The organism is Streptococcus sp. 27098_8_82 (genome assembly GCF_041431615.1).
In the GTDB taxonomy this organism is placed as follows: Bacteria; Bacillota; Bacilli; order Lactobacillales; family Streptococcaceae; genus Streptococcus; species Streptococcus sanguinis_K.
The window spans coordinates 503140-515788 of record NZ_JAPVYB010000001.1 but is presented as its reverse complement, the minus strand read 5'-3'; the positions used below and the strand labels follow the sequence as shown (position 1 = coordinate 515788).

Genomic DNA, 12649 nt, shown 5'->3' with positions numbered 1-12649 from the left:
TGACTACTGATCTTCATAGCCTCCACCAGTAATGCTGAAATATTCTTCTAAAGATTTGCCTGATTGAGCAATTTCCTTGGCTTCTTGACCAATATAGCGCAGATGCCAGCTTTCAGGCATATAGCCAGTTGAACCTTCCTTGCCCTCTAGATAGCGAACGATAAAACCGTATTTATAGGCATTATCTAGAAGCCATTGACTTGCTCCAGCTTCTTGTACGAGGTTGCCATTCTTGTCAATCAAGTCAAATGCCAAACCAGTCTGGTGCTCGCTGTAGCCTGGCCGAGCCGAATAGCGGTCTGCAGCTGCCTTACCATCCTGATTGACATAGTTTTGATAGAGTTCTGTCTGAGTATCATAGCTACGGAAACCACTGTATTGGTCGCTAATGGCATAGCCTTGTGCCTGCATGTCTGCAATCAGTTTGAGCAATTCTGCTTTAGCAGTCGCATTCTCACCTGGGTTATAGGAAGCTGACAAAGGATAGTGTTTGTTGACAAGAAGAATCTCATCATATTTCCCTTTGACACTGTAGTAGCTGCCGTTATAAGAAACATTTTCGTCAATATTTTTGACTTCTCCTGCCTTGTTTTCTGCTACTTGACTAGAAACCGATTTTTCCTGAGACACAGAAGAATCAGGTTGATTGCCGCCAGTACTGCTGTTATTACTCTTGCTGTTCGTGGAACAAGCTGAAAGGCTGAAAACAGCTACGCTTAGAAGTAATAATTTCTTGTATTTCATAATGATTATAATCACCTTCCAATTGAAAAAAATTAAGACTGATCTGAATTCGCATTACCCACTCAACGACTTTTAGCCAACATGAATTACCAAGTGTTTTGGCCTGAAAAGTCAGAAATTTGAGACTAGTTTGCTTGCTTAATCCCAAATCGTTCTAACCAACTGCGTTTAAACAAATTCTTCTTGCTTTAGTTGGGAAGAACTTTGTTTTTTTTAGAAATATCTAAGCCAATCTTCTTTTGACATAGATATTCTCCTATCCTTAATTTATTATACTACTATAGTATACAAAAAAAGGGCCGGAAATTCAATCTATTCCGGCATCTGCTCTTCTTAATCGCTTGTCATATCGTCAATTTACCAGGAAAAGCTTCTACTCCTCCTTCAACATTGGTTACTTGGTAACCCTTAGCTTCCAAAAATTCGCAGGCGCGCGCTGAACGGCCTCCCTTTTGGCAGATGATATGGTAGGAGATTTGTTTATCTAATTTTCTATAATTTTCAGGCAAGGTGCTGAGAGGCAGATTCTGAACCCCAGAGATATGTCCAGCAGTAAATTCATCCACCTCGCGAACGTCAATCAACTGCAGTTCTTCTGCCTGTAATTTGTCATATAAATCTTTCGCACTAATTTTTTGCATCATTTTTCTCCTATTCATTCATAATCACGATTTTTCCAAAACCTGCCGTCCCTTCGATAAATGCATGAGCTTTGGGCACTTGCTCTAGGGAAAAGACACGCCTTGGTGTAACATTGACCTGGTAGCGGTCAATGTAATCAAATAATTCATCCATCAGGTCTTGGCTCACATGAGTTGAGTGAAAACTTGTCAGAAAACTGTTATTTTTAATTTCCTCAATTGGATTGAAACCATTCAGCTCCCACTGGCCACCCAAGAGTCCAGTCACACAGATAATCCCGCCCTCTGCGATATGGTCAAAAGAATCCTTGACAGTTGCCGGACCGACTAACTCCAGAATTTTATCAAACTTCTCCTCTGTTTCCAGTCGGCCATCCTGGTCTATAATGATATCGTCGTAGGCTTGGTGCTTGAGTAGAAACTGTTTGGAACCGCTATTGACCGAGCCCACGATATGTGTGTCTGGAAACTGTGCCTTGACCAGACGAGCAAAGGCCAAACCAACACCGCTAGTGGCAGCCCGAACCAAAATCTTGTCATTGGGCTCAATGCGCAGATTTTTCATAGAACCTAGGGCAGTATAATAGGTCTCTGGCACTGCAGCCAGCTCTGTCCAGGTCAAATTAGTCTCGACTGTATAAATTTGGTCGTTAGGCAGGAGGACATACTCAGCATAAGAACCATCAAAAGCTCGCCCCATTTCTCCCATGATGGAAACCACTTTCTGGTCAATCTCTAAATCAGACCGAGTCGTCTTGGCCACTTGGCCAACACACTCAATACCTAAAATCCGAGGAAAGGCGACACTAGGCGATAAACCCTCACGAGTAAAAATCTCCGAGCGGTTAATCCCAAACCCTCTGACCTTGACCAAGGTCCAGCCTTCTTGAAGTTCTGGAATCGGTCTTTCTTCCAGCAGAAGCTTTTCTGGCCCACCCGATTCGTAAATGACTATAGCCTTCATCGTTTCCATAGAATCACCTCGCTTTCTACAAAGTTTAGCATTCTAAGCTTAGACTTATCAAAAAGTCAGTCAGCTACTTCTGAAAATCAAACTGAACTTTTACAAAATCCATCAGCCGGCTGTTTGAGAATCTCCTGAGGGAAGCACGTTGCTGGATATGTCCTTCATCCAAGATCAAGATAGAGGGACAAGACGCTAGGTTTGACAATCTGAGAGAGCAGCTGGATAGTACTACTCTATCTCAGCAAAATAGTTAGTTAAAGCTCCAGCACTTGGTAAGAGTAGCCCAAATCTTGCAAAAATTTTAACAAATCCTGTGTAGAGATAAAGATGGTCTTTTCATTGGTATTAGGATGGAAAGTCATGATATCCTCTGATACAATGCCCTTATCAAAATAAACTTGAATATCCTTTTCCTCATTGTTGAGCAGACCAAAAGGGGATACCGTTCCTGGAGGCAGCTGCATTTTTTCAAAGAGAGAAGCCGCTGAAGCCATACGAATACGGTTAGCTGAAACCAGCTCTTTAAACAAATCCATGTCCAGACTCTTCTTGTCATCCATAATTAGAAGATAATACTGAGTTTTCTTCTTATTGGTCAAGAACATGGACTTGGTTCGAACGCCTTCCATACCTTCAATATAACCATCTGCCTGCTCTGTCGTAAATGCAGGTGGGTGCTCTACCACATCAAAGGTAATCCCCAACTCTTGCAACTTATTAGCTACTTGTTGATAAGCATCCATAGTTTTTTTCCTTTATTGATGAATAATCTTTTGTACCAATGCTTGTAAGTCTGGCACAACCTGCTCTGCAAACCAAGGGTTTTTAGCCATCCAGATTTGGTTGCGGGGCGATGGGTGTACCAATGGGAAAAAATCAGGTAGATAGTCTTGATAATGCTGAACTATCTCGGTCAGCTTGATATTTCCTTTTTGATGCAGATAGTATTTCTGTGCATACTGACCAATCAAAATGGTCAGCTCGATATCTGGCAAAAGCTCTAAAATCGGCTGATGCCATTTGTCCGCAAAGTCCTTACGAGGCGGTAAATCACCAGATTTCCCATGTCCTGGAAAATAAAAATCCATGGGCAAAACTGCAAAGTAGCCAGAATGATAAAAAGTCTCTTCATCAACACCCAGCCATTCCCTCAGTCGGTCACCACTCTTATCTTTCCAGTAAAGCCCTGCCTCTTGAGTTTTCAGCCCCGGGGCTTGACCAACAATGTTAATCCGAGCATTCCGAGGTGCCGCAAAAAGCGGCTTGATCCCTTGCTCCGTAAATTCCTTATTTTCTGGATCAGCCATGATGGCCTTTGTAATATCTTCTAAAGTATGCATAGCAGCTCCTTGCAAAGAAACTCATTTGGCAAGACCAAACGAGTTCTTCTTTATTTGATTAATTCGTAGATAGCTTCCGCGTAAATGGCCGCAGCACGAAAAAGGTCTTCTACATCAGTAAATTCGTTGGCTTGGTGCATGGTGTTGACATAGTCTGGGAACATAGCACCAAAAGCCACACCTCGCTTCAAAAGACGGCCAAAGGTTCCACCACCGATGACTTGTTCATGCCCTTTAAGACCTGTTTGTTTTTCGTAAACACTCAAAAGAGTCGCTACCAACTCATCATCTGCTGGGACATAGTGCGGAGTGTGCCCATGATCAGACAGACTTACTGACACAACACCAGCAACTTTTTCAAGACCAGACTGAATCTTTTTCGGATCAGTACCTTGAGGGTAACGGATGTTCAGAGCAATAGTATTGTCAGCCTTGGCGCTGTCAAAATGGAAGACACCAGCATTCACGCTGAGAGCACCCATTTTAGCATCTGTATAAGCAATTCCTAATTTCTCACCAGCAAAGTCCTCGTGCAGAACTTGAGCTGCCACTTGCAGATAAGCCTTGGCATCATCAGCAAAGTCAAATTGGTTGAGGAAGAGAGCTAAATAGGTTGCTCCGTTGATACCCTCCTCCGGCGTAGAACCGTGAGCAGACTTCCCAATGACTGTCACTTCAAGAGCGTCGCCATTTTCTTTCAGACTAGCTGAAACCTTATGAACAGCAGCAAACTCCTGTAATTTGACATCCAAATCCGCTGCATCAACCGGTGCTGTAAAAATGGCTGTCGCTGATTCTGGCACCATATTCTCACGAAGTCCGCCAGTGAAGCACTTGAGTTTAAAGCTGCCATCATTACTGTTTCCAAAGTGGAGGTATTCTGTGATATTTCCTTTTTCACCGTTAATGATTGGGAATTCAGCATCTGGCGAAAAACCAAAGTCTGGCTCAGGCAGACCAACATGCTTGAAATAATAATCCATGTCTTGCCAACCGGATTCCTCGTCTGTCCCCACCACAAAGCGCACGCGCTTAGATACTGGCAATCCCAAGTCTTTGATGATTTTCAAACCATAGTAACAAGCCATAGTTGGACCTTTATCATCAGATGAACCACGCGCATAAAGCTTACCATCAATAATTTCAGGTTTGTAAGGATCTGTATTCCAGCCACTTCCAGCAGGAACCACATCCATGTGGGCAAAAATCCCAAGTTCTTCCTCGCCCTCACCAAAAGTAAAGTGACCAGCATAATTGTCAACGTTCTTGGTTTCATAGCCATCGCGTTCAGCAATTTCTAAAAACTTATGCAGAGCTTGAACAGGACCAGGTCCAAAAGGATGTTCCTTATCTGCCTTGGAATCATCCCGTTCTGAGTTGATTTCCAAAAGACTGAACAGGTCAGCTAAGAGATCTTCTCTGTGTTTTTCAACTTCCGCTTTAAAATCAATTGTCATTATTTCACCCCAACTTCCAATTCGATTTAAATCATTTCAACTATGAATTAAATCATAAACATAACTATATCAACGTTTCTCGATGATTTCATCAACTGGCAAACGATAGCTAGGTTCTAGTTTTTCATTAGTATAACCAACCGTAATCAAGAGTTCTGGACGGAAACGCTCATCAATTTCCAAAACCTCATTAACCTTAGATTTATCGAAACCTAAGATGATGTTAGAGCAGATACCTTGGTCAGTCAGAGCCAGAACAAGATTCATGGCCACCAGACCAGCATTGAGAGATAAATAATCGCTCTTTTGCTGTTCACTATAGCGAGCAAACTCAGCTGGCAGATTTTGCATGTAAAATTGGAGCTGCTCATCAGAGAAATTCTTAACTCCAGCAACACGCGCAATCTTACGAGCCCGCTTGGTCAAATCAGTATCCGTAAAGAGGGCAATAGTCACTGGAGCTTCCTTAATCTGGTCCACATTACCACCGAAAGCTGTCTCAGCTAGAGCCTGATTACGCTCCCGCACCACAACGAACTTCCATGGCTGACTATTGTGGGCACTGGGTGCCAACGTTGCAATTTCAATGGCTGTACGAACATCCTTTGGATCCACAGGTTTGTCATTGAAATGCTTGGTCGCATGACGCTTTTTATTGAGTTCTAGAAATTTCATAAGTCGCATCCTTTTCTAAATATACTAGCTTCATTTTATCATATTTTGTAAGAGTTTGCAGTTTTTTTCCTTTCATAAATTTCACTAAATCATTATTAGAAATGCTTAAATTATGCCTATTTTTATTTATAATTGAGTATAAACAATATTTTATTTAAAAATTTTTTGATTCAATCTTATCTTTTAAGTCACTTAAATTTCCATCTATTTTACATTTTGCTACAAAAAAAGCAGGTGGTTCTTACCTGCTTTGTTAATATTATTGTCCAGATTTAAGCTGACCAAGAGCTTTATAAGCCCCTTCAATAGCCTTCTTCATAGCATCACGTCCTGTTTTCAATTGCTGAGCAAATAGAGCACGATTTTGTTCTGGAATTTCTGTATCATCTGAACCAGCACTTGAGAGCGTTTCATTAAAAGTTTCTCTTGAAGTTTCCATAGATTGAATAGCTGGTTCTACTTGTTGATTGTATGCTTCTTTCCCAGCCTCAGGTACTTTGTTCCCAATTTCATCAATGTACTTTTTATAATTATCAATCAACTTACTAAAGAGAGCTTTCATGTCACCAATTGTTTTAGCATTGTCGATTTCTTCATCTGTCAAGAGAACAATTTCTGGGATTTCTACATCTGAACTAGCTGTTTTTGATGAAGTTTCAGAGCTACTTGATTTACTCTTTGAAGTAGATGTTTTTTCTACAGAACTTGAAGCTTTTTCAGAAGAATCTGATGTTGTTTTTCCAGAACATGCTGCTAAAGTTATAACCGATAAAAGCGCTACACTAGCTGTAATAATTTTTCTCATTACTGTCTCCTATTAATAAAGAATAGACATATTATAATACAAAATTATTTTATTGTCAAACATTATAGGCATTATAATAGTCCATCCATTTCTGTTAATTTTTTCCTAATTATTAAAGAAATCCTGCATACACAGTCCTCATATGAGATTTGTCTATTCTAAATCCACCTGTGGCTCTGCTACTTCTGACAAAGATGTTTTCTGCTGGTCTACTGGATTTAACTTCTCCCGCACCGCTTCTGCCACTGCTCGTGGTACGCCGACTTCGACGATTTGGTCAACACTGGCTTCTTTAATCTTGGTTAGAGATTTAAAGTGTTTCATGAGATTTTGCTTGCGTTTTGGTCCCAAGCCTTCAATGCCATCTAGTTGTGATGAGAAGGAATTCTTCGAACGGAGCTGACGGTGGAAGGTAATAGCGAAGCGGTGAACTTCATCTTGGATACGCTGGAGTAGGAAAAATTCCTGCGAATTTCGGGATAATTCTACAACCTGCAGAGGGTCACCAAAAAGCAATTCATGGGTCTGGTGCTTGTCATTTTTTTGCAGTCCAGCGATGGGAATATCCAATCCCAACTGCTCCTGAATCACTTCTTTAGCAATATTGACTTGGCCCTGTCCACCGTCAATGACAATCAGATCAGGCGGAGTCAGTCCATCCCGAATCACCCGACTATAGCGCCGCTTGATGACCTCTCGCATACTTGCGTAGTCATCAGGTCCTACCACAGTCTTAATCTTATACTTGCGATAGTCCTTCTTGCTTGGTTTACCATTGACAAAGACCACCATAGCTGATACAGGACTGGTCCCCATGATGTTGGAGTTATCAAAAGACTCAATACGAACAGGTGTCGGAATGTTAAGGAGCTGCCCTAGATTCTCAATAGCCCCTTGAGTCTTTTCAATAGATTTCTCCAAAAGGTCAAATTTCTGTTGAAGACTGACTCGGGCGTTTTTGATAGCGAGATTGACCAACTGCTTCTTCTCGCCTCGCTGGGGCTTAAGCACCTTGGTATCCACCATGGCTCGGACAGCTTCTTCGTCAATATCAGCTGGAATCAAAATTTCATTGGGCTTGAGGTGGGACTTTTCCTGGTAGAACTGGCCGATATAGGTCAGAAAATCTTCGTCCGGATCATTATAATAGGGAAAAAGGTTAACATCACGTTCGATTAGCTTACCCTGGCGGACAAAAAAAACCTGTACGCACATCCATCCCTTGTCCACATAGTAGCCAAAGACATCCCGATTCTGCAAATCCTTGGCCATGACTCGCTGTTTGGTTCGCAGGGTACCAATGGACTGAATCAAGTCGCGGTACTCTGCAGCCTTTTCAAACTCCATAGCTTGCGCTGCGCCAGCCATTTTCCCCCGTAAATCCTCAATAATCTGGTCATCCTGACCCTTGAGAAAGGCCGCCACCTCCTGGGCTAGCTCCTTGAAATACTGACTGTCTACCTGACAAATAGTGTGGGCCTTGCACTGCCCCAGATGGTAGTAAAAGCAGACCTTTTCAGGCGGATTTGTACACTTGCGGAAAGGAAAGAGTCGATCCAAAAGACGCTTAATTTCATTGGCCGCACCGACATCCGGATAAGGCCCGAAATAAAGCCCGCCGTCCTTTTTGACTTGGCGCGTGATAATCAGGCGCGGATAGGTTTCGTTGGTAATCTTAATAAAAGGATAGGACTTATCGTCCTTGAGCATGATATTGTACTTGGGCTGGTTTTCCTTAATTAGATTAATCTCGAGAAGCAAAGCCTCAATGTTGGACTCGGTGACAATAAATTCAAAATCCTCAATCTCAGAAACCAGAGCTTCCGTCTTGGTATCATGGCTGCCACGGAAATAAGAACGAACCCGATTGCGAAGATTCTTGGCTTTGCCGACATAGATAATGGTACCGTTTTTGTCTTTGTGAATGTAACAGCCAGGACTGGTCGGCAACAGTTCCAGCTTTGATTGGATTAGCTTGTTCATAGGTCTATTATAGCAGAAAAGGGAAGCATTCAACAGATAGACACTAGATTATTAGAAAATCATAAGTTTGATTCCTTCCATAGGTAATGATGAACTATAACCTGTTTTTAAATCTTCTTTCAAATACCAAAAATCTATTTCAAAAGAAACATGATTCTCTTCATAATAAAGCATTTTCTAAGTAAAAATCAAGCAAGCGATTGCACAGCCATTTTAATAGGCTTTGATTAAATAAACAGAAATAAAATAGAAAAATTTTAGAAAAATTAATATATTTTTAAAAAAATTTCAAAAAAAGACTTGACAAAAATTGCAAACGGTTGCATAATAGAACTGTAAATAAAAATTCCGGGAGGAAATAGGAATGAAAACATGGAAAAAAGTAGTATTGGGCAGTGTCAGCTTGCTGGCTGCAGGAACACTGTTAGCAGCTTGTAGCTCGAATAGTAGCAAGGAGAGCTCTTCTTCTAAAGCCGATAGCAAGACCTTGAAACTTTGGGTGCCAACTGGTTCTAAAGATTCTTACTCTGATACAGTTAGCAAGTTCGAGAAAGAATCAGGCTACAAGGTTGACGTAGTCGAAATGGAAGATCCAAACGCTCAGGAAAATCTGACAAAAGATGCTAGTACTGCTGCCGATGTTTTCTCTCTGCCACACGACCAACTTGGTAAATTAGTTGAAGCTGGAGCTATTCAAGAAGTTCCTTCTAAAATGGCAGAAGAAGTCAAGAAAAACGATACTGAACAAGCAGCAATTGGTGCTCAATACAAAGGCAAAACTTATGCTTTCCCATACGGTATCGAATCACAAGTAACCTACTATAACAAATCAAAACTTTCCGCTGATGATGTTAAGTCTTATGAAACCATCACTTCTAAAGCTAAATTTGGTGGAAACTTGAAAGAGGCTAATGGATACATCACTGCTCCACTCTTCCTTTCTGTTGGCGACACTCTCTTTGGTAAAGATGGTGAGCAAGTAGACGGAACAAACTGGGGTAACGAAGCCGGTGTGAACGTTCTGAAGTTCATCGCAACTCAAAAGAATAACAGCGGTTTTGTAAACGTAGATGCTTCTAACCTTCTTGCTAAATTTGAAGATGGTTCAGTTGACGCTTTCCAATCAGGTCCATGGGACTACGCAGCTGCTGAAAAAGCTGTCGGCAAAGACAACCTTGGTATCTCTGTTTACCCAACTGTTAACATCGGTGGACAAGACGTTCAACAAAAAGCCTTCCTCGGTGTAAAACTTTACGCAGTTAACCAAACACCTTCAAACGGCGACACTGACCGTATCGCAGCAAGCTACAAACTGGCTCAAGTGCTTACTAGCAAAGAAAGCCAAGAAAACCAATTCAAGTTTGAAGGACGTCACATCATCCCAGCTAACAAAGAAGTACAAGAGTCTGAAGATGTGAAGAAAGATGCCTTGGCACAAGCTGTTATCACAATGGGATCTTCTGATACCTACACAACAGTTATGCCTAAACTTAGCCAAATGTCTGTCTTCTGGACTGAAAGTGCTGCAATCCTCAGCGATGCTTACAACGGTAAATTTGGTGAAGATCAATACCTCGCAAAATTACAACAGTTTGATAAAGATTTAGCAGCAGCTAAATAATACTCAAGCAAATTTAAATAAGCATTGAAGTGAGGGGGGCAGCCTCCTCACTTCTTTCTTTGTAAATATAAGGAGAATACTATGACTCAGTCATCCTATGACAATGCATCCATGGTTCAGGTCTTTAAAGAGGGAACCTGGGATGTCAAACTCTCTTTTCTGGTAATGGGACTGAGCAACCTTGTAAACAAACAATTTATCAAGGGGCTGCTCTTCCTCTTCTCAGAAATTGCTTTCCTGATTGCTTTTGCAGTCCAAATCATACCAGCTATTGGCGGCATGATTACATTGGGGACTCAAGAGCAGGGAGAGGCTATCAAAAAAGTTAACGGCTTGGAAATCACAGTTCAAGTAGCCGGTGACAACTCTATGCTGATGCTGATTTTTGGACTTGCTTCTCTCATCTTCTGTGCAGTCTTCGCCTACATCTACTGGTGTAATCTGAAAAGTGCTCGTCACTTGATGGCCCTCAAGCAGTCTGGTCAGAAGATTCCTAACTTCGTTGAGGACTTTAAGACGTTGGCTGACGGCCGCTTTCACATGGGCTTAATGAGCATTCCTCTTATCGGAGTACTGCTTTTTACCATCCTACCTCTGATCTACATGATCTGCTTGGCCTTTACTAACTTTGACCATAAGCATCCAGCTCCTAAGTCACTCTTTGACTGGGTTGGCTTCTCCAGCTTCGGTGATGTCTTCTCAGGTCGTATGGCTAGCACCTTCTTCCCACTTTTAGGCTGGACCTTGATTTGGGCGGTTGCTGCGACAGCTACTACTTTCTTCTTCGGAATCGTTTTAGCTCTCTTGCTCAATACAAAAGGCCTCAAGTACAAGAAAGTTTGGCGCACACTCTTCGTTATCACTATTGCTGTGCCACAATTCGTATCCCTGCTCTTGATGCGTAATTTCCTGAATGACAATGGACCTTTGAACGGATTATTGCAAAGCCTCCATCTCATTCAGCATCCAATTCCATTCTTGAGTGACCCTGTTTGGGCTAAGTTCTCAATCATCCTTGTCAATATGTGGATTGGTATTCCATTTACCATGCTGGTAGCGACTGGAATTATCATGAACCTCCCTAGCGAGCAAATCGAGGCTGCTGAGATTGATGGAGCTAGCAAGCTTCAAATCTTCAAGAGCATTACTTTCCCTCAAATTCTCTTGATTATGGCGCCATCACTCATCCAGCAGTTTATCGGAAACATTAACAACTTCAACGTTATCTACTTCCTGACAGGCGGTGGACCTACTAACTCTTCCTACTATCAGGCAGGATCAACTGACCTCTTGGTTACCTGGCTCTATAAACTGACTGTTTCTGCCAAGGACTATAATCTAGCATCTGTTATCGGTATCCTGATCTTTGCAATCTCTGCAGCCTTCAGTCTCTTAGCTTATACTAGATCCGCATCATTCAAGGAAGGAACTGCTAAATAATGAAAAATAGAAAAAAACTCAGTTTATTAGGGATTTATGTCTTACTGGCTGTTTTAGCACTCATCTGGCTAACGCCGATTATCTGGATTTTTCTGACCAGCTTCCGTGGTGAAGGTTCTAATGCGGTCCCTTACTTCTTCCCTAAGACCTATACTCTTGACAACTATATCAGACTGTTTAATAACAACACATATCCTTTTCTTCAGTGGTTTATGAATACCCTGATTGTTGCCACAGCGACCTGTATCCTGTCTACTTTGATTACCGTGGGTATGGCTTACTCACTCAGCCGTATCAAATTCAAGCATAAAAACCGTTTCCTCAAGCTGGCTCTGGTACTTAACATGTTCCCAGGCTTCATGTCTATGATTGCGGTTTACTATATCTTGAAAGCACTCAATTTGACACAAACCCTGACTTCACTGATTCTGGTTTATTCAGCTGGAGCAGCTCTAGGCTTCTATATAGCTAAAGGTTTCTTTGATACCATCCCATATTCTTTGGACGAATCCGCTATGATCGACGGAGCGACCCGCTTCCAAATCTTCCGGACTATTACATTGCCGCTTTCAAAACCGATTATCGTTTATACAGCGCTTATGGCTTTCATGGGACCTTGGGTTGACTTCATCTTTGCCTCTGTCATCCTAGGCGATGTCAAGGAAAAATACACAGTTGCTTTAGGACTTTTCCAAATGCTTAATAAGGACGCCATCAATAAATGGTTCTTACCTTTCACATCTGGAGCAATTATCATCGCTATCCCAATCACTCTTCTCTTCATCTTCATGCAGAAATACTATGTAGAAGGTGTAACAGGCGGAGCAGTCAAATAGAATCTAATATGGATATTGAAAACTTCCGACAGTTAATATCGGAAGTTTTTATCTTTCTTAGAAAATGTGGAACTTAACTTCTCATCGCTTTTATATGAGATTGCTTATTAGGCTTGAACAAAAAAATGAGTCTGGAAATT

At 41.6% G+C, this 12649-nt stretch carries 12 protein-coding genes; 3 read left to right on the top strand and 9 right to left on the bottom strand.

Annotation, left to right across the window (positions count from 1 at the left end):
• Positions 1-3: 3 nt before the first annotated feature.
• The 9 genes from ldcB to uvrC all read right to left on the bottom strand — a co-directional run bounded on the left by ldcB (position 4) and on the right by uvrC (position 8612).
• Positions 4-744 carry an LD-carboxypeptidase LdcB/DacB gene (gene ldcB / locus O3627_RS02540; protein WP_125382312.1) on the bottom strand — a complete coding sequence of 247 codons (741 nt, stop codon included), beginning with the start codon at positions 742-744 and terminating at the stop codon, positions 4-6.
• A 344-nt stretch (positions 745-1088) separates the two neighbouring features.
• Positions 1089-1403, bottom strand: coding sequence for a rhodanese-like domain-containing protein (locus tag O3627_RS02535; protein WP_125382314.1), 315 nt, complete (start codon positions 1401-1403; stop codon positions 1089-1091).
• The gene (locus tag O3627_RS02530) at positions 1396-2358 is read right to left on the bottom strand and encodes a zinc-binding alcohol dehydrogenase family protein (RefSeq protein WP_125382315.1); all 963 of its coding nucleotides are present in this window, start codon (positions 2356-2358) and stop codon (positions 1396-1398) included. The genes O3627_RS02535 and O3627_RS02530 overlap by 8 nt, the downstream gene beginning before the upstream one ends.
• Before the next feature lie 248 nt (positions 2359-2606).
• Positions 2607-3095, bottom strand: a complete 489-nt coding sequence (locus tag O3627_RS02525) for a prolyl-tRNA synthetase associated domain-containing protein (protein WP_125382317.1) — start codon at positions 3093-3095, stop codon at positions 2607-2609.
• 12 nt (positions 3096-3107) lie between these two features.
• The gene (locus O3627_RS02520; RefSeq protein WP_125382318.1) at positions 3108-3692 is read right to left on the bottom strand and encodes a uracil-DNA glycosylase family protein; all 585 of its coding nucleotides are present in this window, start codon (positions 3690-3692) and stop codon (positions 3108-3110) included.
• Between the two features lie 50 nt (positions 3693-3742).
• The gene (gene pepV / locus O3627_RS02515; protein WP_125382320.1) at positions 3743-5149 is read right to left on the bottom strand and encodes a dipeptidase PepV; all 1407 of its coding nucleotides are present in this window, start codon (positions 5147-5149) and stop codon (positions 3743-3745) included.
• A 69-nt stretch (positions 5150-5218) separates the two neighbouring features.
• Positions 5219-5824, bottom strand: a complete 606-nt coding sequence (locus tag O3627_RS02510) for a nitroreductase family protein (RefSeq protein ID WP_125382322.1) — start codon at positions 5822-5824, stop codon at positions 5219-5221.
• Positions 5825-6083: 259 nt separating this feature from the next.
• A complete protein-coding gene (locus O3627_RS02505) occupies positions 6084-6629 on the bottom strand; it encodes a hypothetical protein (protein ID WP_072074056.1) in 546 nt (181 codons plus the stop codon).
• Positions 6630-6782: 153 nt separating this feature from the next.
• Positions 6783-8612 (bottom strand): excinuclease ABC subunit UvrC, encoded by a 1830-nt coding sequence (gene uvrC, locus O3627_RS02500; RefSeq protein ID WP_343091772.1) that lies wholly within the window; start codon positions 8610-8612, stop codon positions 6783-6785.
• A 364-nt stretch (positions 8613-8976) separates the two neighbouring features.
• On the opposite strand from uvrC, the gene O3627_RS02495 reads away from it, so the two are divergent.
• The 3 genes from O3627_RS02495 (at position 8977) to O3627_RS02485 (ending at position 12509) form a co-directional block, all read left to right on the top strand.
• Positions 8977-10233, top strand: coding sequence for an extracellular solute-binding protein (locus O3627_RS02495; RefSeq protein WP_343091773.1), 1257 nt, complete (start codon positions 8977-8979; stop codon positions 10231-10233).
• A gap of 81 nt (positions 10234-10314) precedes the next feature.
• The gene (locus O3627_RS02490; protein ID WP_002904606.1) at positions 10315-11673 is read left to right on the top strand and encodes a carbohydrate ABC transporter permease; all 1359 of its coding nucleotides are present in this window, start codon (positions 10315-10317) and stop codon (positions 11671-11673) included.
• Positions 11673-12509 carry a sugar ABC transporter permease gene (locus O3627_RS02485; protein WP_002904608.1) on the top strand — a complete coding sequence of 279 codons (837 nt, stop codon included), beginning with the start codon at positions 11673-11675 and terminating at the stop codon, positions 12507-12509. Before O3627_RS02490 ends, O3627_RS02485 begins: the two co-directional genes overlap by 1 nt.
• Positions 12510-12649 lie beyond the last annotated feature (140 nt).